Source organism: Vreelandella halophila (genome assembly GCF_019903425.1).
Lineage (GTDB): Bacteria > Pseudomonadota > Gammaproteobacteria > Pseudomonadales > Oleiphilaceae > Halospina > Halospina halophila.
In genome coordinates this window covers 1,583,899-1,604,387 of record NZ_JACHUZ010000013.1, presented here as the reverse complement: position 1 = coordinate 1,604,387, position 20,489 = coordinate 1,583,899, and the positions used below count along the sequence as shown (strand labels likewise).

Genomic DNA, 20,489 nt, shown 5'->3' with positions numbered 1-20,489 from the left:
TTCAACCTCTCTTATCTTTGAATCGATCAGTGATTCAGGAAATGTCTCTAGTCTTCAAAGTCATTGCAGGAGCCGGATCGGGCAGTCTTGTTCGGGATACGCTGTGAATACATCCCTGTACGCTTGTCTTCCGCCATCCATGGCTCCAGACAATCCCGAACAAGACTGCCCGATCCGCCTCTCCAAACCTTATTGATTACGCCGTGTCCAAAGGCTCAAATCCCTTCACGAGATCATCAAGCTGCTTGAGCTGGTTCAGGAACGGTTCAAGTTGTTCCAGCCGCAGAGCGCAAGGGCCATCGCATTTGGCCTGGTCCGGATCCGGGTGCGCTTCCAGGAAGAGGCCGGCAAGGCCCTGTGACAGGCCGGCGCGGGCCAGTTCGGTGACCTGTTCGCGGCGGCCGCCGGCGGAGTCGGCGCGGCCGCCGGGCATCTGCAGGGCGTGGGTGACGTCGAAGAACACCGGCGCGCCGAGCTTTTTCATGGTGCCGAAGCCGAGCATGTCCACCACCAGGTTGTTGTAGCCGAAGCTGGTGCCGCGTTCGCAGAGGATGACGCGGTCGTTGCCGGCTTCACCGCACTTGGTGATGATGTGGCTCATTTCCTGGGGTGCGAGGAACTGGCCTTTCTTGACGTTGATGACGGCGCCGGTGCGGGCCATGGCGACCACCAGGTCGGTCTGGCGTGACAGGAACGCGGGCAGCTGGATCACGTCGCAGACGTTGGCGGCCGGTTGGGCCTGATGCGGTTCGTGCACGTCGGTCAGCACCGGAACGCCGTAGCGGTCGCGGATCTCCTCGAGGATGGCCAGGCCTTTTTCCAGGCCGGGGCCACGGAATGAGTGCATGGAGGAGCGGTTGGCCTTGTCGAAGGAGGCCTTGAACACGTAGGGGATGCCCAGCCGGGCGGTGACCTGGCTGTAGGCGTCCGCCACTTCCAGAGCCAGCTCCCGGGATTCCAGCACGTTCATGCCGCCGAAAAGGGTGAAGGGGCGGTCGTTGGCGACGCTGAGATCCGCGATATCGATGGTGCTCTGCGCCATGGTAACGCTCCCGGCGTTGGGTTCAGGATTCGCCCCGGCGGGCCAGCGCGGCTTCCACGAAGCCCTTGAACAGCGGGTGGCCGTCACGGGGTGTGGAGGTGAATTCCGGGTGGAACTGGCAGGCTACGAACCACGGATGACCCGGGACTTCGACCATTTCCACCAGGCTGTTGTCGCCGGAGCGCCCGGCCACGCGCAGCCCCGCTTCCTCCAGCTTGGGCAGGAGCAGGTTGTTGACCTCATACCGGTGGCGGTGGCGCTCACGGATCACGTCCTTACCGTAACACCCGTGCGACGTGGTTCCGGGTTCCAGGCGACAGTCCTGGGCACCCAGGCGCATGGTGCCCCCCAGATCGGAGTCCTCGCCGCGCGTCTCCAGCTGGCCGTGTTCGTCTACCCACTCGGTGATCAGGCCCACCACGGGGTACGGGGAGTCCCTGCGGAACTCGGTACTGTGGGCGCCGGAAAGGCCAGCGATGTTGCGGGCGTATTCGATGACGGCCACCTGCATCCCCAGGCAGATTCCCAGGTAGGGAATGCCGTTCTCACGCGCGTAGCGCACGGCGCTGATCTTGCCTTCCACGCCCCGCTCACCGAAACCGCCGGGCACCACGATGCCGTCAACGTCTTGCAGCGCCGCCTCGCCCTCGCGTTCCAGGTCCTCGGAATCGACGTACTTCATCTTCACGTCGGTCCTGGTGTGCAGACCGGCGTGACTCAGGGCCTCGATCAGGGACTTGTAGGCGTCCAGCAGTTCCATGTACTTGCCGACCATGGCAATGGTCACGGTCTTGTCGGGGTTCTGCTCCCACTCGAACACCTGATCCCATTCGGACAGGTCCGCCGGCCCCACATTGAGATTGAAGCGCTCAACGATCAGCTGATCCAGATCCATCTCGTGAAGCATGCGCGGCACACGGTAGATGCTGGGCGCGTCGCACAGCGGGATGACAGCCCGCTCCTCCACGTTGGTGAAGAGGGCGATCTTGCGCTGCGAGCTGGCGTCCACCTCATGCTCGGAGCGGCACAGCAGGATGTCCGGCTGCAGGCCGATGGAGCGCATCTCCTTCACCGAGTGCTGGGTCGGCTTGGTCTTCACCTCACCGGCAGTGGAGATGTAGGGCACCAGGGTCAGGTGCATGAAGAGCGCGCGCTGGGGCCCCACCTCGACGCGCAGCTGGCGCGTGGCCTCGAGGAAGGGCTGGGATTCAATGTCGCCGACGGTGCCGCCGACCTCCACCAGGGCCACATCCACGTCACCGGCGCCTTCCACAATACGGCGCTTGATCTCGTCGGTGATGTGCGGAATCACCTGCACGGTGCCGCCCAGGTAGTCGCCCCGGCGCTCCTTGCGGATGACCTCCTCGTAGACCCGGCCACTGGTGAAGTTGTTGCGCTTGCTCATGGTGGTGCGGATGAAGCGCTCGTAGTGGCCCAGATCCAGGTCCGTCTCGGCGCCGTCCTCGGTAACGAAGACCTCGCCGTGCTGGAACGGGCTCATGGTCCCGGGATCCACATTGATGTAGGGATCGAGCTTGAGGATGGTGACCCTGAGGCCACGCGCCTCAAGGATGGCGGCCAGTGATGCTGATGCAATGCCCTTGCCGAGCGAGGACACAACCCCGCCGGTGACAAATATATAGCGCGTCATGCGAATCCCGTGTTCTGCCCGATTGCCAGTTGTGAGGAGGAGGGAGGCGTCGCCTCAAGATGGGGTGACAGACTACCAGAAAGGGGGTCCAGCCTCAATTTGCAAAAGGCGCTACACCATAACGGCAAGCCCGCCCCTATACTGGGGGTATGAAGGAACTCGTGCTCGCGATTGTTGAGATGACGCTGCTCGCTGCCCCCTGGCTGCTGCTTGGCCTGGTGGTGGCGGGCCTGGTGCGTGGCCTGGTGCCCAGGGCGCGCATCCGGCAGTGGCTCAGCGGTGACGGCATCCGGCCCATACTGCGGGGCGCCGTCCTGGGTGTCCCCCTGCCCATGTGCTCCTGCGGCGCCATCCCCACCGCGCTGGCGCTCTACCGGGGTGGTGCCGGGCGCGGGCCGACCACCTCTTTCCTCGTGGGCACACCGGGCGCGGGCGTTGATTCGCTCTCGCTCACCTTTGTTCTCATGGGCCCGTTCATGATGGTGGCCAGGGCGTTGGGTGCGGTTGTGGCAGCGATCAGTACCGGTCTGCTCACCGCCATGAGCCATGGCGGCGCCACCGCCACGGAACCAGCTGAGGCGGCCTGCGGCTCCAGCTGCTGTTCCTCCGGCTGTGATGGCGGCGATATCATGGCGGATGCCGATGAAACGGCCCCCGGGCTGCGCCACGGACTGCGCTACGCCTTCACCGAAATGCTGGACGACATCAGTATCTGGATTGCCATTGGCCTGGCCGTGGCCGGCCTGCTGATCACACTGACGCCGCCACAGGGGCTGGCGGTGCTGGGCAGTGGCATCGGCCCCATGTTGCTTATGGCCCTGATCGGCGTCCCCCTGTACCTGTGCGCCGCTGCCACCACCCCCATCGCGGCAGCCCTGATGCTGGAAGGGCTTTCCCCCGGCACCGCGCTGGTTCTGATGCTGGCCGGGCCTGTAACCAGCCTGGCCACACTCAGCATCTTCCAGCGTGAAATGGGCACCGGGGCACTGCTGCTCTACCTTACAGGCATCGTGGTGAGCACCGTCGCCGCCGGGCTGGTGACCGATGCTGTGATCGCCGGCTTTGACCTGGACATCCAGGGCTCGGTCCAGGGCGTCCAGGATTGGATTCCCGCCTGGCTGGAATGGGGCGCACTCGCCCTTCTGGTGGTCATGGCGGTGCCCCTGCTCCGGCGCAATCTCATCAGGGAGACCCATGATGACTGACCCTGAAGACACAGAAACCACGCAGGCGCACGGGAGTGATGACACCGGGCAGCGCCAGGAGCCGCGGCGCTACCAGGTGAGCGCCAACCGCGAACGTGCACGCCACCGTCTGCGTTACGTTGAGAGCGGCGGCGCGATCGAGGAACAGGATGAGGGCGAATGCGGCCTTTGTCGCGACCTGCCGGTCAGATGACGGCTTTGGCGGCGGCCCTGCCCGCATTGCGCCCCGAGAACAGGCATCCGCCCAGGAAGGTCCCTTCCAGCGCCCGGTAGCCGTGCATGCCACCGCCGCCGAAACCAGCGGCCTCACCCACGGCATAGAGCCCGGGGATACGCTCACCCTGCTCGTTCAGCACCTGGGCTTCCAGGTCTGTTTCCAGGCCACCCAGCGTCTTGCGCGTCAGGATGTTGAGACGCACCGCAATCAGCGGGCCGTGAGCCGGGTCCAGCATCCGGTGGGGCTTGGCCGTGCGCACCATCTTGTCACCGGAAAATTTCCGGGCATTGTGCATGGCCATGACCTGGAAATCCTTGGTGAAGGCATTGTCCAGCTGCCGGTCGCGGGCCTCGATCTGGCGGCGGATGTCCGCCGGGTCCAGCAGATGGTCGCCACTGAGTTCGTTCATGCCCCGGACCAGGTCCTCAATGTTGTCCCGGACCACGAAATCCACCCCGTTCTCCTTGAACGCCTCAACAGGACCGGTGCCCTTCTTCCCGAAAGGCCGCTTCAGGGTCTGTGCCCAGCTCTTGCCGGTAATGTCCGGGTTCTGCTCGGAACCTGAGAGAGCAAACTCACGTTTGATGATGCTCTGGTCCAGGATGAACCAGCTGTAGTCGTAGCCGGTGGACTGGATGTATTCCAGTTGCCCCAGTGTATCCGAGCCGGGATACAGGGGCGCAGGGAAACGGCGGCCGGTGGCATCGAACCAGAGTGAGGACGGCCCCGGGAGAATGCGGATGCCGTGATTCGGCCAGATGGAATTCCAGTTCTGGATGCCCTCAACGTAGTGCCACATCCGATCCGGGTTGATCACGCGCGCGCCGGCAGCCTCAGTGATATCGATCATGCGCCCGTCCACATGGGCCGGCACGCCACTGACCATACGCTGGGGCGGGCGGCCAAGCCGCTCCGGCCAGTTGCGGCGCACCATCTCATGATTGCCGCCGATGCCGCCTGAGGCCACAATTACGGCCTGGCCCCGGAATTCGAAGTCGTCCTTCTCCTCCCGATTGGTCTCAACGCCCCGCTCGGCCCGGTCATCCGCCAGCACCCGGCCACGCACACCGTCCACGTGATCGCCGGTGGTCAGCAGCTCGTCCACGCGATGCCGCCAGCAGAAGCGGATCAGCCCCCGTGCCTCTGCCTCCCTGGCGCGCCGCTCGAAGGGCTCGACAATCCCCGGCCCCGTTCCCCAGGTGATGTGGAAGCGGGGCACGGAATTGCCGTGACCGCAGGCGTCATAGCCCCCGCGCTCGGCCCAGCCCAGCACCGGAAAGACCCGGTGGCCCATCTCGCGCAGCCAGGCGCGCTTCTCGCCCGCGGCGAAGTTCACGTAGGCCTCGGCCACGCGGCGTGGCCAGTAGTCCTCATCCCGGTCAAAACCGGCGGTACCCAGCCAGTCCTGCCACGCCAGTTCCGGAGAATCTTTGATGCCCATGCGCCGCTGTTCCGGCGAATCCACGAACAGCAGCCCGCCCAGGGACCAGTGTGCCTGGCCGCCCAGATTCTGTTCGGACTCCTGCTCCACCATCAGAACACGCCGGCCCGCATCGGCCAGCTCCGTTGCCGCCACCAGCCCCGCAAGGCCGGCACCGACCACAATGACATCCGCATCCTGAGTCATAGCGCCCTCGTTGTTGTGCTTATTGTTGTGCAAAACTGAACGAAAGCAGCGACAGATTCAAGACACGTCAGCAGCCGGGATCAGCTGCTTGAGTGCTGCAGACTGTCCGGATCGATGGATTCCGCCTCGTCGGACTGGAACAGCCCCTCCAGCTCGTCGATGATCTCCTGGTCACTGGGGTTGCGGCTGCCCTTTTCCTGATGGATGGCGTAGTACTTGCGCAATTCCTCCTCGTCGTGATCCCGGAAGACCTGCACCGCTTCACGGGCCTCGTCCTCGTCCCAGCCGAAGATCTGCAGCAGCTGCTCACCCATGTGCATACTGCCCGAGAGCGTTTCCCGGGTAATCACCCGGCAGCCAAGATCCATCAGGCGCCAGGCGTGCTGACGGTTGCGCGCACGGGCATAGACCGGAACCGTCGGGAAGTTGCGCCGCACATGGTCGACGATGCGCATGGAGTACTCCGCATTCTCCACCGCGACAATGATGGCCTGTGCATCCCGGGCGCCTGCGGTTGTCAGCAGGTCCACGCGTGCCGGGTCGCCGTAGTAGATGCGGTGCCCGTAACGGCGGATGAAATCGACCTGCAGGGGGTTGGCATCCAGCGCGGAGAACGGGATCTCGGCGCTGTGGAGCAGCCGCCCCACCATCTGGCCAAAGCCACCGAAGCCGCAGATCAATACCTTGGGCTTCTCGTCGTCCTCTCCTACCGAATCATAGGGCCGGTCATCGATCTCCGAGGTGGCCAGCAGCGGATCCAGGATCCGGCGGTTGAACAGGAAGGTGAAAGGTGTGGCGGCCATGGTCAGGATCACCACCGCGAACAGCACATCGGTGACCGACTCGCTCATCACCCCATAGGTCATGGCCATGGAGAACAGCACGAACGCCAGCTCCCCGCCCTGCGGCATGAGCGCGGCGAGCGCCCGGCTGCCCTTGTCATCAAGGCCGCCAAGCCGCCCGACGGCATAGAGAACCGTAATCTTGAGCAGCAGCACCCCGCCAGTGACCCCGAACACCAGGCCAGGCATGTCCGCCAGCATGTGCAGATCCGCCGACATGCCCACGGACATGAAGAAGAGGCCCATCAACAGTCCCTTGAACGGCTCGATGGAGAGATGGATCTCATGCCGGTATTCGGAATCCGCCAGCAGCACACCGGCCAGGAAGGCCCCCAGTTCCATGGGCATGCCCGCCATCTTCAGGATCTGGGAAACCCCGAGCACCACCAGCAGGGCGGTGGCGGTGAAGGTCTCGCGGGCGCCGATGCGTGCCACCGTGCGGAAAACCGGCCGCAGCAGATAGTGGCCGCCCACGATCACCGCCACCAGTACCACCAGGGTGCGGGCGATGGCCTGCGCGATCTCGCGCGGGTCCATGGACGTGGTACTGCCTTCCCCCATCAATGGGATCGCCGCCAGCAGCGGCAACAACGCGATGTACTTGAACAGCAGCATGGCAAAGGCGCTGCGGCCATGGAGCGAGGAAAGCTCGTTATGCTCGGACAGCACCTGCATGGCGAAGGCGGTGGAGGAGAACGCCAGCCCCAGGGCGATGATCAGCGAGGTCTGCCAGTCCAGCCCGAATCCGGCCCATGCAACAGCACCCATGGGGATGGCACAGACCACCACACCGGCCATGCCCTGACCGAATATGTTTTTCCGCATCACCCAGAGCCGTTGCGGCGCCAGCTCGAGCCCCACAAGGAAGAGCAGCAGCACCACACCGATCTTGGAGAAGCGCAGCATGCTCTCGACGTCGTCGATAACGCTGAACAGCGAGGGGCCCATTATGACACCGGCAACCAGGTACCCAAGCACGGCACCGAACCCCAGCCACTGGAAAATGGGCACGGCGATCACCGCCGCCAGCAGGAACAGGGTCACTTCCAGCAGGAAATCCAATGCACGCACTCCTTAAAGCCGGTTCAATCGGGGGCTCACTCGGGCCACGCTGGAAACAGGGGCATACTACAGACGCTGAAGGCCATTGCGAAGCCCGCCGGCAACCCCGTATTGCCGGCAAAGGCACGGGCCCGCTAGTGTTGGGACCCAATCCATATCAGGAGCGATCATGACGCGCTACTCACTGCTTGATCTCGCCCCCGTCAATGACGGCGATACGCCACGGCAGGCGCTGCTCAACGCCGCCGACCTGGCCCGCCATGCCGAGTCCCATGGATACGATCGGTTCTGGATGGCGGAGCACCACAACATGACGGGCATCGCCAGCGCTGCGACACCGGTGGCGCTGGGTTACATTGCCGCCAACACCAGCACGATCCGCGTCGGTGCGGCCGGAATGATGCTGCCCAACCACGCGCCATTGGTAGTCGCTGAACAGTTTGGCACCCTGGAAAGCCTCTACCCCGGCCGGGTGGACCTCGGCCTGGGTCGGGCGCCCGGAACCGATCCTGAAACCCTGCGCGCCCTGCGCCGGGACCATCATTCGGCGGCCAACCACTTCCCACAGGATGTACAGGAACTGTTGCACTTTCTTGACCCGGTGCAGCCGGGGCAGCGCGTCCAGGCGGTACCCGGCGCCGGCACTCGGGTCCCGGTCTGGATCCTGGGTTCAAGCCTTTTCGGCGCCCAGCTGGCGGCGGCCCTTGGCCTGCCCTACGCCTTTGCCTCCCACTTCGCGCCGGACATGCTGGACGAGGCCATCCGGGTCTATCGCGACCAGTTCCAGCCATCGCAACGCTTGGCCGAACCCTATGTCGCGGCCGCAGCCAACGTCTTCGCGGCGGATACGGATGCGGAGGGCCGACGGCTCATGACCTCCATGGAGCAGCAGTTCATCGCCCTGCGCCGCGGCACTCCCGGCCCCCTCCAACCTCCGGTGGACGACCCGGACAGCCTGGGCAGCGCGGCGGAACTGGCTACCGCCCGCCATGCGCTGAAGGAATCCGCCGTTGGTTCGCCGGAGAGTGTCGAAAAATGGCTAAAGGCTTTCTCTGAACGCACCGGCGCGGATGAACTGATTCTCACGGGCCAGATTCATGATCACGAGGCCCGCAAACGCTCCTTCGCCATTGCCGCTGATGCGATCCAGGGGCTGTCCGCCTGATGAACGGACACGGGTGACAATGTGTTACGGATACTCAACACCCGATACGTTGATCCTTTCGCGCGGGTCGCCTAGCTTGAATGTGTGACAACCATCATGCTTGGTGAGCCTTTCCGGGACAGCCAACAACAATAACGGAATGCAACAGTAAGGAGATTCGCAATGGGAGCTCCGGTTGATGCACTTGAGCAGCGCGTCAGGGATCCTCAGGATCCGCTTGAGGAGATCCTTCCCGCCTCGATCACTCTGGCCCTGATGATCCGCAACCGGCGGATGGGAAGCTGGCTCCAGAACGAATTCGCCGGTTACAGCGAGGACGCGGAGCTGCCCTCCTACCGCCGGGACATTCCAGGCCACCTGATGACCCGTTCTCCCCAGTACGGCTGGATTCCCGCGCCTGTCAGCGAGGAGCAGGACCGGAAGGAAGCCCATATCCACCTGCGGGATGGTGTCCGCAGTCTGGAGAAGACCTGCCTTCGCTACCGCAAGGACAGCTACATCCAGCATTCCCTCTCACCGGAGGAAATGCAGGCACTACAGGCCAGGGTCAACCTGACCACCGACCTGGCAATCACCATCAACCGCGAGACCTATTCCGACCTGCTGCGCCTGATCCGTTCAACGATCTATCTTTGGACCCTCGATCTCATCGAGGCGGGATTCAGTGGCGAGCACAATTCCTTCAGCACCTCGGAACGGGAACAGGCGGCCGCCATGGACAATCCCGACCACTACTGGCGGCGTGCGATGGATGAATACGCCAACCTGCCGGTCCCGGGCCTACGCCAAGCCGGGGTTCTGGAACGCTTCTTCGGCACTGCCTGAAGCCGGGCAAGCCCGTCGCCTCACGAACCCCGAATAATCGCCCCTCCCAACCAGTTTCGGGAGGGGCCGGCCATCGGGGCACAATGGCCGGCCTGCCGCGTGCACGGCTCCAGAAACATTCGCCGAGCTATTTTTGACTATTTAACAATATAGCCCACATACCACCAATCCATACGCGCCACGTTCTCGAATAACACGGTGGCCTTAATAAAAGGGACCAAAACACTCCCTTTTTATCAAGGTCACCGTATTCATAGCCCCTACAACGAGGTCTTCAAAGCATGTTTTCCGGGCCGGGTACCAAGCAAACCATTAACAACCTCAGGTCCCGTGCCGAAAACTGCGAGGCCGCGTTGAACGCCATCCGTAACAGTATGGCAACCATTGAATTCACACCGGATGGCGTTGTGCGGGAAGTCAATGACAAGTTCCTGGATGTGGTCGGGTATGACCGCAGTGAGGTGATTGATCGGCATCACAGCCTGTTCTGCTCACCGGAACTGGCGGAATCACTGGAATATCGGCGCTTCTGGGAGTCCCTGCGGGCCGGCCAATCCTTCTCCGATACCGTCCCAAGGCTCACCCGGAATAAGCAGCGCGTGTGGCTCCAGGCAACCTATCTGCCGATTCCTGATGTCCATGGGCGTATTGAGCGCGTCATTAAACTCGCCAGTGATGTGACGCCCGAACACGACCGACTACGGGACCAGAGTGCGGTCTTTGATGCCATCAACCGTTCCATGGCGATCATCGAATTCGAGCCTGATGGCACCATCATCAAGGCGAACGACAATTTCCTCAACACGGTACGCTATTCTCAGGAGGCGCTTGAGGGCCGACACCACCGTATCCTGTGCGACGAGCATTTTTATCACGACAACCCCGATTTCTGGGAAACGCTGGCCCGCGGTCAGTATCGTTCCGGACGCTTCCACCGAATCCGGTCGGACGGCAGCTACCTCTGGTTGGAGGCCAGCTACAACCCGATCATCAATGAAGACGGTCACGTCGAAAAAGTCATCAAGTTCGCCAGTGATATCACTGAACACGTTGAAAGGGCCACCCAGACCAGCAAGGCGGCCGAAGTTGCCGCCGCTACAGCCTCGCAGACCGCCACAATCGTTGATCGCGCGGATCAGGCCCTGAAGGAATCCAAGGCCACAGCGGAGCGGATCGAAACGGGGGTTAACGAGGCCAAAAGCCTGATTGGCGCTCTCAATGAACGCTCCCAGAACATTGAGAAGATTGTTGAGACGATCTCCGGGGTTGCCGACCAGACCAACCTGCTGGCCCTGAACGCCGCGATTGAAGCCGCACGCGCCGGAGAGCACGGACGTGGCTTTGCCGTCGTGGCCGACGAGGTCCGCAAGCTGGCCGGCAACACGTCCGAGGCCACCGGTGAGATCTCGGAAGTGATTCACTCAATCCTGAAGCTTTCCGGTGATGTCGAGACACAGATCAGCGGTGTTCTGGAAACGGCGGTCAAGGGACGCGAGCAGTCGGTCGAGGTGGAGAAGGTCGCCGCGGAAATACGTGACGGCGCCAACAGCATACTGGAGGCTATCGACGCCATCGGCGGGCGCTAGTAACTCAGGGCAGCTCCACGTCCGGGTAACGGCGGCGCATGCGCTTCAGGCGCAGGATGGTCACAAAGTTGGTGGCCACCACCATGGCCTCCGCAAGCGTCGCGCCCACCGAGCCGATGGCGATGTTGTTGCCCATCCACGCCAGCCCGGCGCCGGCCAGGAGCAGCCGCATGGGAATGCCCCGCAGCATGAACATGCCCAGGGTGCCGAGCAGCATGGCGGTCATCGGGAAGAGGTCGATCCAGCTCTGCCAGGTGAGTACGGCGGCTACGGCGCTGATTGCCAGCATGCCCAGCATCACCGCCACATTGCCCTGGTAGCGGCGTGCCAGGTGAATGCGCAGGATGACCAGTACCGTGAGCACAGCCGCCGTCCAGCTCTGGAAAAGCGCGTACTGGGTAGCGAAGGCAACGTTGGCGCCGATCAGCAGCACCATCAAGCGATCATCCCGGGTGCTTGCAAAGCCGGCGATGCAGAAGCCCAGCGAGATCAACGCCACGATCTGCCCGGCGATCTCCATTGCGGTCATGTCCGCCAGCATAGGGCCTCCACATCCTTAAACTCCCAGTCTAGACCCACCGCGCGCCGGCGTCCCTCCGTGATGGCCGCTACGGCGCCGGCGCCCCACACACGAGGCATTCTGTTTTATCCTGTCGCCCATGGCTCAACACTACGCCCTTGGCTGCCCCCAGTGGCAGGATCCCTCCTGGAACACCCTGCTGCCACCCGGCCGCACGCCCCTGGCGCGCTACAGCCGGGTGTTCGGGTCCGTGGAGGGCAACACCACCTTCTACGCCACGCCCACGCGGGCGCAATGCGCCCAGTGGCGCGAACAGGTGCCGGAGGACTTCCGCTTCCTGCTCAAGTTCCCACGGGAGATCACCCATGACCGCCTGCTCGCCGGCGTGGGCGAGCCGTTACAGGACTTCCTGTCGATCCTCGAGCCCCTCGGGGATGTGCTCGGCCCTTTCCTCCTGCAACTGCCCGCGGCGTTCGGGCCCGGCTACCCGGACAACCTCTGGCGGTTCGTGGATGCCCTGCCCGCCCCACTCAACTGTGCCGTCGAAGTCCGCCACCCGGCGTTCTTTGAGAAAGGCGAGGCGGAAAAAGCCCTGAACCAAGGCCTGCGGCAACGCAAGCTCGCCCGGGTATGCTTCGACACCCGGGCCCTCTTCGCCGCCACGCCGGACGTGGAAACCACCCGCAAGGCCCAGGCCAACAAGCCCCGGCTGCCAGTGCACCTTCTCCCCGTGGAAGCACCGCCGGTGATCCGCTACATCGGCCACCCCGACCTGGAAAGCAACCGACACTTCCTGGCGCCATGGGTGGAGCGGGTGGGGTCCTGGATCGAGGAAGGCCGACATCCGTTCGTGTTCATGCACATGCCGGACAACAGCGATGCCCTTGCCCTGGCCGCCCTGTGGCATGAACTCCTGATGGAACGGGTTCCGCAGCTGGAGGAGCTGGCGCTCAATACGGAGCAGCCCCAGATCGGCCTGTTCTGATGACAGGGGTTTTGTTCAGGGGCGATAACCCCAACAGTCTGGACGACGCGGGATGATAAAAGCACTGGCAAACACGGAGACCCAGCATGAAAATCGACCTCACGGGCAAAACGGCCATTGTTTCAGGATCCACGGCCGGCATAGGGCTTGCCATCGCGAAGGGGCTGGCCAACGCCGGCGCCACCGTAACCGTCAACGGACGCACCCAGGCGCGCGTTGACGACGCCATCGCAACGCTCAAACGCGAGCTCCCGGACGCCGACGTCGATGGCGTCGCCGCCGATCTTGGCACCGCCGAAGGCTGCCAGGCCCTGATCAAACAGAAGCCCGACTGCGACATCCTGATCAACAACGTCGGCATCTTTGGTCCCAAAGACTTCTTCGAGATTCCGGATGAGGAATGGCAGCAGTTCTTCGACGTCAACGTGATGAGCGCGGTACGCCTGTCACGCCACTATGCCCAGGGCATGAAGGAGCGCAACTGGGGCCGGATCCAGTTCCTGTCCAGCGAATCCGCGCTCAACATCCCGTCGGAAATGGTGCACTACGGCATGACCAAAAGCGCCGTTCAGTCGATCTCACGTGGCCTGGCCAAGGTCCTCTCCGGCACCAACGTAACCGTCAACGCCGTACTGCCGGGCCCGACCAAGTCCGAGGGTGTGGGCCGGATGATCACCGAAGCAGCCAGAAAGCAGGGCATCAGTGAGGACGAAGTCGGTGCGAACTTCGTCAGGGAGAATCGACCGACCTCGATCATTCAGCGCCTGGCGGAGGTGGACGAGGTCGCCAACCTGAGTGTCTACCTGGCGTCCCCGCAGGCCAGCGCCACAACCGGAGCGGCGATGCGGGTCGAAGGCGGCATTGTTGATACGATGAGTTGAGCCAGGGCTGGTTACGGTTAAAGGCTGAAGGGGCGCCCCACGAAGGGGCGCCCAGAGGTTAACGTTCAACCACTGACTTTCCATGAGACGTGGTCGATCACTTCCCCGTGTTCTTTCTGGGGACCGAACATGACAAAGTCAGTCGCCGCTTCAGCGCCGTTCAGTCCTGCTATGGCTTCCTCCGGCAACACCTCCCGCCACCAGGAAGGCAACCGCGATGGGCACTACCAGCACCCCGGGCAACCACCCACTGACCCACCAGATCACGCTGCTGTAGATCAGCCACAGCGAGGGAATCAGGGCCGTCACCCAGCCCAGGGGGCGGGCCATGAGCAACATCCCCAGTGTGACCAGTGCCGTGGGCGCAGGGGCCGTGCCCGCCACCTCGATTGCCGTCCAGCTGCGCCCGGTCAACGGGCCGACCAACGGGAGCACCAACACTCCCAGAACCGCTAGTACCATCCCTAACCTTGCCCGCAAGCCGCCGCTGAATTGCCAGCCGCCCCCAAGGCCGACCAGCAGCACCAGCACCGCCTGGACCATGAAGATCCACCCCATGGCACTGGCCGCCCAGTTCAGCGGGGCATGCAGAATGAACTGGAACTGGATGCCGGACCAGCACCAGCAGGCGGCCAGTGCCAGCCCGGCCGTGCGGCTGCCGCCCTGGTACAGCCGCCAGAGCGCGAACAGCATGAAAGCGAGAAACAGAAGCTGCCACGGCCAGACCTGCTCGTTGAGGCGCTCGAACAGGCGCGCCCAGACCTCTGGCGTGACCGGCACGAAATCCCGGAATGAATAGGTATCCAGCGAGCCAAGCATGAACTAGATCGCCTCCAGCGTTTCGATCATGCGCTGGCGCTGGCTGGCGTCCGGCATGGCACCCCGCCCGGCCGCCATGTTCTCACGCATGTGTTCAACACTGGTGGTGGCGGGAATGGCGCAGGTCACCGCCGGATGGGAAACAATGAACTTGAGCAGGAAATCCGCCCAGGTGTGGCAGTCAATGGCCTCCGCCCAACCCGGCAGGGACTCACCCCGGCGCTGCAGGCCCTTGATCAGCGAGCCACCCTGGTAGGGCCGGTTGGCAATGACGGCGATGCCCTTTTCCCGGGCCAGTGGTAGGATCCGGTCCTCGGCCCAGCGGTCCCGGATGTTGTAGGTCACCTGGATGAAATCCAGCTCGTGGCGTTCCATGACCCGCTCGAATTCGGCCAGTCGGCGCCCGTGCGAGGTGGTGATCCCCACGGCACCCAGCTCCCCGTTCTGCTTCATCGCCTGAAGCGTCTCCAGGTGGGATTCCCAGGCCAGCAGGTTGTGCACCTGCATCAGGTCAAACTGTTCGATGCCCCAGTTGGCAGCGGAATCCGCCACCTGCTCGCGGGTCGCGTCGCCGTCGCGGGTCCAGACCTTGTCGGCGGTGAAGAGCGATTCCGGGTACCCCAGCTGTTCCAGGCCGTGCCCGAGCGCCGACTGGGAGGACCCATACATGGGCGAGGAGTCAATCAGGCCGCCACCCTCCTCGAAGAAGGCTTCCAGAACACGGGTCCGCGCCGCCAGCAGCTCCGGATCGCTCCCGACATTGAAGGTGCGCCAGGTGCCCATGCCGATAACCGGAATGGCGCGTTCCTTTCCGGGCAGGGAGCTGCGTTTCATACCCTGCGCAACCGCCCCGAACAGCCCCGGCCATGCGATCCCCGCCAGCCCGGCGCCGATGCCGCCAAGTACCCGACGCCTGGAATGTTCCGCCATGCTTTCCTCCACCTGCCATGAACCACCTCTGTCCACGTCACCCCATTGGGCCGTGTTTTTCAAGGGGCCGCCCTCCGGCTGATCCCGGATTGCCACCGCCTCGCCCCTGTATTGTAATGATCGCGGTGATTGAAACCCGTATCCACAACCGTCTCAGGGAGGCAGCAGCGAATGGCAGTACAGCTCGAGCGTATCAGCGGCGAAGCAATCAGGCCCTGGGCTGGCAGGGTGGCCGCGCTCAGGATCGAGGTCTTCCGTGAATGGCCCTATCTGTACGACGGAGACATGGCCTATGAAGAACAGTACCTCGAAACCTACATCCAGTCACCACGCAGTGTCTTTGTGCTGGCAAGGGACGGCGAGCACGTTGTCGGTGCGGCCACGGGGCTGCCGCTGGAAGACGAAGAGGATGCGTTTATCCAGCCCTTTGTGGACCAGGGCTATGACCCGTCAGAGGTTTTCTATTTCGGGGAATCCGTGCTGTTGCCCGACTACCGGGGCCAGGGTATCGGCGTGCGTTTCTTCGAGGAACGGGAAGCGCATGCCCGCGAGCTGGGTGGGTTCCGTTACTGCTGTTTCTGTGCGGTGGAAAGACCAGACGATCACCCGTTGCGGCCAAAAGATTACCAGCCCCTGGATGATTTCTGGAAAAAGCGGGGGTATGAGCCCGTGCCGGAGCTGCGGACCCATTACCCCTGGAAGGACATCGACCAGGCCGAAGAGACGGCCAAGCCGATGAATTTCTGGATGGGCAGGCTGGCCTGATTGATCAGGCCGCCGCGGAGAGCGTGTTGCTCACACGGCTGCGCAGGCGGCCAACCAGCGAGCGGGTGTTGTCCGGGCTTTCCGCCGGACCCCCGTCACCCCTGAATTCCGGGAACAACCGCTCGCGCATCCGGTCCGGCAGCGAGAAGGCCGCCACGCGCTTGAGCACGGTCGCGTACTGGCGCGGGAAGCTGTCGGCGTTGTAGTGCAGGCCGTACTTCTCGCAGACCGCCTGGACCTGCGGGGAGATCTCGCGGTAACGATACGCCGGGATGTCCGGGAACACGTGGTGCTCGATCTGGTGGCTCAGGTGCCCGCTCAGGGTGTAGACCCAGTTTGGCCCGGTAAAGTTACTGGACCCGGTGAGCTGACGCAGGTACCAGTGGCCACGGCTCTCGTTTTCGCACTCTTCCTCCGAGAAATTCTCCGCGCCCTCGGTGAAGTGACCGCAGAAGATCACGCTGGAAGCCCAGAGGTTGCGGATCAGGTTCGCGCCGAAGTTGCCCGCGATCACGATAGGAGCCACAGGAAGAGTCAACGCCGGATAGAACGCATAATCCTTGAACACCTGACGGCCGCCCTTACGCGCGAAATCCCTGAGGAACTCAGCCTTTTCACGCAGGGTCACTTCGCCGCTGCGCAGCTTCTCGAACTCCAGCTCATGCACGCCTACACCCCACTGGAAGAAGATGCTCAGGTTGATGAAGTTGATCATCTGAAGCAGATGCTTGGGCTCCCAGGGTGTCTCGTCTTCCAGGCGCAGCACCGCATAACCGTAGTCCCGGTCCTTGCCGATGATGTTGGTGTAGGTGTGGTGCTCGTAGTTGTGGGTCCGCTTCCACGAATCCGCGGTGCAGATGGTGTCCCACTCGTAGGTCTGGGAGTTGAGCTCCGGGTCGTTCATCCAGTCGTACTGGCCGTGCATGACGTTGTGGCCGATCTCCATGTTCTCCAGGATCTTGGCGATCCCGAGGGAGGTCATGCCAGCCAGGAAGAACGGCGGGATGAAACCCAGCGGCATCATAGCCCGGCCGCCGAACTCCAGCGTGCGGTGCAGGCGGATGATGCCGCGGATGTAGTCGGCGTCACGCTGACCCAGGTCCGCCATCTGTTCGTTGCGGATGGCGTCCAGGTCCTGTGCAAGATTTTCGAGCTGTTCTTCGCTGAGCTTCTGCATGGTGATTCTCCTTGCAGTGTCGATTCGGTGTTTGGTTACAGCTCCAGCTCGACGGCCCCCTGGGGCACGTTGATACAGAGCTGGATGGTTTCCTCGCCATGGCCCGAGGGCTGGCCGGTCTGCTGGTTGATGACAATGCCGCTTGTCTTTCGGCAGGCGCACTGGTGACAGATCCCCATGCGGCAGCCGTAGCGCGGGTTCAGACCGGCCGCTTCGGCTTCCTCGAGAAGGCGGCGGTCGCCGGCGCTCTCCACCGTGATGTCGCTGCGGCTGAAGTGAACGGTACCGCCGGCATCTTCCGTTACCACCACGCCCGGTCCGACGGCGAACAGGGTGCTGCTGATCTGCTCATCCGACACGCCGGCGTCCGCCAGCAGATTCTGGGCGTGTTTCATGAGCCCGGGCGGGCCGCACAGGAAGCATTCCCTTTCCGTGAGCCCTTCGACCGACTGCAGGTGATGCGGGCCCAGATGGTCCGGGTTCTGAGGGTCCTGTTCCGCCGCCACGATGCGCAGGTCCAGGTTCGGCAGCCGTTCCGCCAGTGCCTGCAGCTTGCGGCCCCCGATCACGTCCGCCTCGGTGCGCACGAAATACAGCAGCGTGACCGGATTGCGCAGGTGACGGTCCGCCATGGCCTCAAGCTGGCTCAGTACCGGCGTGATGCCGCTGCCACCGGTGATGAACAGCATCGGATAGCCCGGCTCCGGGGTATGGTCTTCACCGTAGGCGCGACTGATCCCGATGACATCGCCCGGCTCGAAGTTCTCGAGCAACCAGGGCGTGATCTCGCCATCCGCCACCTTCTTGATGGTGACGGTGATGGTGCCGTCCTGCTCCCAGTGCGACGGGGCGCAGGAAAGACTGAACGGGCGGCTGTACCAGCGGCCGTCCTTCTCAACCTCAAGATTCAGGTGCTGGCCGGCACGGAAGCCACCCCAGCGCCGCGCCGGGCGCAGGGTCAGGGTCTTGCTGTCATGGGTTTCGGATTCGATGGCTTCCACCCGCGCCGGGATGTAGCGTTGGGCCCAGAGCGGATTGATGCTCTCGAGCAGCGGGTCGAAGTACATTGCCGGGTTTTCCCGGTTGAACAGCTGCTGCCCCAGCCAGCGCCATGTCTCGCGCCCCGGCCCGACCTTGGCAAGAACACTCCTGTAGGAGCGATCCTGGCCACGATTCATACCGCTGTCTGTGTTCATTGATTCCTGCATTACAGGCCCCTTGTGCACATTTGTTCACAACTTGTGAACGACTGTACACAAAGCCCAATCAGGGTGTCAATGGGTGATTAGAGCTGCCCCACACGTTTCGATTCTGCCTGCAGGTCGGTACACTCGCGTGATCGACCTGCACGCACCCATAACCGATATGACGACACAGAAACGACGCCGCCCCGGCGAGACCCGCGAGATCCTCATGGAGGCGGCACTGACCCTGGTTGGGCGGGGCCGCCACTTCGCCAGCCTTGGCATACGGGAAGTCACCCGGCAGGCCGAGGTGGTCCCCACCTCCTTCTATCGCCACTTCCGCAATATGGACGACCTGGGCCTGACGCTGGTGGATGAGCTGGGTGTGGTCCTGCGGGGCATGATGCGGGAGGCGCGCGCCAATGTGCTGCACGCGGACAAGCTGATGGACGAATCCGTGGCCATCTTCGTGAACCACGTCCAGTCTAACCGGAACTTCTTCACCTTCATGGCCCAGGGGTTGGCCGGGGAAAGTCAGGCGATCCAGCAGGGCATCCGCAACGAGATGCAGTTCTTCGCCAGCGAACTGGCCAACGACCTGCGCAACCTCCGCCTGCTGCCCCACCTCAGCGACGAGGACCTGGACATGGCCTGCGAGCTGGTGGTCCGCACGGTGGCGTTCAGCCTGACGGACATACTGAGCATTTCAGCCGGGGATGAAGAGGAACTGGGCAGGATCCGGCGGCAGACCACCCGCTTCCTGCGGATGATCTTCATCGGCGCGGACCACTGGCAGAGCGGCTGACCGCGCTGGCGGCCGTGACTCAGCTCTGATCCGGATCCAGGAATGCGTCCCGGTGGAAGCGGGCCGCCGCCTCGACCTCGGCCACGCCAGCGGCGCCGGGTTCCGGGAAGCGCTCTCCCACCAGCGTCCGTAACACTGTGTGCACCCCGTGCGAGAGGGATTCCAGGTTATAGCCGCCCTCCAGCACGAACACCAGCCGGCCATCGCAATGACGTTCCGCCAGCGACTGGATGATCTCGGTCATCACCGCCATGCCCTCATAGGAGACGTTCAGTGCCAGGTCGTACCAGTGGGTATCGAAGCCGGCTGAGACCAGGATGATGTCCGGCCGGAAAGCGTCCGCAGCCGGCGTCACGATCTCGCGCATGGCCTTGATGTAGGCAACATCCCCTGAGCCTCCGGGCAGCGGCACATTCACGGTCGCGCCCTCGGCCATCCCCACACCTACCTCCTCCAGAAGACCCGAGCCAGGGTAGAAGGGTGCCGCACGGTGGATATCAATGAACATGACATCAGGATCCGCCCAGAAGATATCCTGAGTGCCGTTACCGTGGTGGGCATCCCAGTCAAGGATCAGCACCCGCTCACAGCCAAGTTCGCTGCGGGCATGGGCCGCCGCTACCGCGACGTTGTTGAACAGGCAGAACCCCCGCGCCCGCACCGGTTCGGCATGGTGCCCGGGCGGCCGTATCAGCGCAAAGGCATGACGATGGCGTTTCTCAACAACCGCCTCGACCGCCGCCAGCGCCGTCCCGGCAGCAACCTCGGCAGCCAGGACGCTGCCCTCGGAAACCGCGGTGGTATCCACGTCCAGCCACGCGTTTGTATCCCGGAGATCCTCAATGAAATCAAGATAGTGGGTGGTATGGACCCGGGCCAGCTCTTCCCGGGTGGCCGGCCGGCCAGCTTCCATACTCAGCCCCGGTATCGGGTGGGATTCCAGCAAGGCCATCACCGCGCGCAGACGGCCGGGATGCTCCGGGTACTTCCACTGGACATTGAGCCCGGCCAGGATCTCGCGGATGCGCCGGTCAAGGCGCCCCGGCAGGAAAGGTACATCCACATCCGGCTCGTGAGCCAGCATGCGGTCATCGTGAAACAGGGCGATGGTGCCTTCCGGCATGACAGCCTCCATGTGCTCGCGGCATAACCATCACCGCGTCACCTTCACTATACTATCTCTACCGGTCCATACAAGCGC

Annotated in this window: 19 protein-coding genes and 1 pseudogene; 10 read left to right on the top strand and 10 right to left on the bottom strand. The window is 63.4% G+C overall.

What is annotated here, in order from left to right:
• Positions 1-196: 196 nt before the first annotated feature.
• Positions 197-1,042, bottom strand: coding sequence for a 3-deoxy-8-phosphooctulonate synthase (gene kdsA / locus H4I92_RS11695; RefSeq protein ID WP_077530766.1), 846 nt, complete (start codon positions 1,040-1,042; stop codon positions 197-199).
• A gap of 22 nt (positions 1,043-1,064) precedes the next feature.
• Complete coding sequence (locus tag H4I92_RS11690) at positions 1,065-2,693, bottom strand: CTP synthase (protein WP_077530765.1); 1,629 nt, start codon at positions 2,691-2,693, stop codon at positions 1,065-1,067.
• A 149-nt stretch (positions 2,694-2,842) separates the two neighbouring features.
• Here H4I92_RS11690 and H4I92_RS11685 point away from each other — a divergent pair, with 149 nt between their 5' ends.
• Both H4I92_RS11685 and H4I92_RS11680 read left to right on the top strand, forming a co-directional pair.
• Entirely contained in the window at positions 2,843-3,898 is a 1,056-nt protein-coding gene (locus H4I92_RS11685) for an SO_0444 family Cu/Zn efflux transporter (protein WP_077530764.1), read from the top strand.
• Positions 3,891-4,091 (top strand): hypothetical protein, encoded by a 201-nt coding sequence (locus H4I92_RS11680; protein ID WP_077530763.1) that lies wholly within the window; start codon positions 3,891-3,893, stop codon positions 4,089-4,091. Before H4I92_RS11685 ends, H4I92_RS11680 begins: the two co-directional genes overlap by 8 nt.
• Here the strand turns inward: H4I92_RS11680 and H4I92_RS11675 are convergent.
• Together H4I92_RS11675 and H4I92_RS11670 are read right to left on the bottom strand one after the other, a co-directional pair.
• Positions 4,084-5,742: an FAD-binding dehydrogenase gene (locus H4I92_RS11675; RefSeq protein ID WP_077530762.1), complete on the bottom strand. Its 1,659-nt coding sequence runs from the start codon at positions 5,740-5,742 to the stop codon at positions 4,084-4,086. The genes H4I92_RS11680 and H4I92_RS11675 overlap by 8 nt on opposite strands.
• A gap of 80 nt (positions 5,743-5,822) precedes the next feature.
• Positions 5,823-7,646 carry a monovalent cation:proton antiporter-2 (CPA2) family protein gene (locus H4I92_RS11670; RefSeq protein WP_179105695.1) on the bottom strand — a complete coding sequence of 608 codons (1,824 nt, stop codon included), beginning with the start codon at positions 7,644-7,646 and terminating at the stop codon, positions 5,823-5,825.
• Positions 7,647-7,815: 169 nt separating this feature from the next.
• On the opposite strand from H4I92_RS11670, the gene H4I92_RS11665 reads away from it, so the two are divergent.
• The 4 genes and pseudogenes from H4I92_RS11665 to H4I92_RS17165 all read left to right on the top strand — a co-directional run bounded on the left by H4I92_RS11665 (position 7,816) and on the right by H4I92_RS17165 (position 11,222).
• Positions 7,816-8,811: an LLM class flavin-dependent oxidoreductase gene (locus tag H4I92_RS11665; protein ID WP_077530760.1), complete on the top strand. Its 996-nt coding sequence runs from the start codon at positions 7,816-7,818 to the stop codon at positions 8,809-8,811.
• Between the two features lie 162 nt (positions 8,812-8,973).
• Entirely contained in the window at positions 8,974-9,636 is a 663-nt protein-coding gene (locus tag H4I92_RS11660; RefSeq protein ID WP_077530759.1) for an AbiTii domain-containing protein, read from the top strand.
• A 281-nt stretch (positions 9,637-9,917) separates the two neighbouring features.
• Positions 9,918-10,682, top strand: a pseudogene (locus H4I92_RS17170) (PAS domain-containing protein); the annotation flags it as partial.
• Positions 10,656-11,222, top strand: a complete 567-nt coding sequence (locus H4I92_RS17165) for a methyl-accepting chemotaxis protein (RefSeq protein ID WP_422821989.1) — start codon at positions 10,656-10,658, stop codon at positions 11,220-11,222. The pseudogene H4I92_RS17170 and the gene H4I92_RS17165, both read left to right, overlap by 27 nt.
• Positions 11,223-11,226: 4 nt before the next feature.
• On the opposite strand, the gene H4I92_RS11650 is transcribed toward H4I92_RS17165, so the two are convergent.
• The gene (locus H4I92_RS11650) at positions 11,227-11,763 is read right to left on the bottom strand and encodes a YgjV family protein (protein WP_077530757.1); all 537 of its coding nucleotides are present in this window, start codon (positions 11,761-11,763) and stop codon (positions 11,227-11,229) included.
• Between the two features lie 118 nt (positions 11,764-11,881).
• On the opposite strand from H4I92_RS11650, the gene H4I92_RS11645 reads away from it, so the two are divergent.
• The gene (locus tag H4I92_RS11645; RefSeq protein ID WP_077530756.1) at positions 11,882-12,727 is read left to right on the top strand and encodes a DUF72 domain-containing protein; all 846 of its coding nucleotides are present in this window, start codon (positions 11,882-11,884) and stop codon (positions 12,725-12,727) included.
• A gap of 86 nt (positions 12,728-12,813) precedes the next feature.
• A complete protein-coding gene (locus H4I92_RS11640; protein ID WP_077530755.1) occupies positions 12,814-13,608 on the top strand; it encodes an SDR family NAD(P)-dependent oxidoreductase in 795 nt (264 codons plus the stop codon).
• Positions 13,609-13,758: 150 nt separating this feature from the next.
• Here H4I92_RS11640 and H4I92_RS11635 read toward each other — a convergent pair whose 3' ends face one another.
• Together H4I92_RS11635 and H4I92_RS11630 are read right to left on the bottom strand one after the other, a co-directional pair.
• On the bottom strand, positions 13,759-14,427 hold the full coding sequence (locus H4I92_RS11635; RefSeq protein ID WP_077530754.1) for a hypothetical protein: 669 nt from the start codon (positions 14,425-14,427) through the stop codon (positions 13,759-13,761).
• A gap of 3 nt (positions 14,428-14,430) precedes the next feature.
• Positions 14,431-15,357: an aldo/keto reductase gene (locus H4I92_RS11630; protein WP_077531744.1), complete on the bottom strand. Its 927-nt coding sequence runs from the start codon at positions 15,355-15,357 to the stop codon at positions 14,431-14,433.
• Positions 15,358-15,528: 171 nt separating this feature from the next.
• On the opposite strand from H4I92_RS11630, the gene H4I92_RS11625 reads away from it, so the two are divergent.
• Positions 15,529-16,122 carry a GNAT family N-acetyltransferase gene (locus H4I92_RS11625; protein WP_077530753.1) on the top strand — a complete coding sequence of 198 codons (594 nt, stop codon included), beginning with the start codon at positions 15,529-15,531 and terminating at the stop codon, positions 16,120-16,122.
• A 4-nt stretch (positions 16,123-16,126) separates the two neighbouring features.
• Here the strand turns inward: H4I92_RS11625 and H4I92_RS11620 are convergent, their stop codons facing one another.
• Both H4I92_RS11620 and H4I92_RS11615 read right to left on the bottom strand, forming a co-directional pair.
• Complete coding sequence (locus tag H4I92_RS11620) at positions 16,127-17,299, bottom strand: fatty acid desaturase family protein (protein ID WP_077530752.1); 1,173 nt, start codon at positions 17,297-17,299, stop codon at positions 16,127-16,129.
• Positions 17,300-17,334: 35 nt separating this feature from the next.
• Positions 17,335-18,495 carry a ferredoxin reductase gene (locus H4I92_RS11615; protein WP_218668201.1) on the bottom strand — a complete coding sequence of 387 codons (1,161 nt, stop codon included), beginning with the start codon at positions 18,493-18,495 and terminating at the stop codon, positions 17,335-17,337.
• A 169-nt stretch (positions 18,496-18,664) separates the two neighbouring features.
• On the opposite strand from H4I92_RS11615, the gene H4I92_RS11610 reads away from it, so the two are divergent.
• Entirely contained in the window at positions 18,665-19,288 is a 624-nt protein-coding gene (locus H4I92_RS11610; protein WP_077531742.1) for a TetR family transcriptional regulator, read from the top strand.
• A gap of 19 nt (positions 19,289-19,307) precedes the next feature.
• Here the strand turns inward: H4I92_RS11610 and H4I92_RS11605 are convergent, their stop codons facing one another.
• Positions 19,308-20,411: a histone deacetylase family protein gene (locus tag H4I92_RS11605; protein ID WP_077530751.1), complete on the bottom strand. Its 1,104-nt coding sequence runs from the start codon at positions 20,409-20,411 to the stop codon at positions 19,308-19,310.
• Positions 20,412-20,489 lie beyond the last annotated feature (78 nt).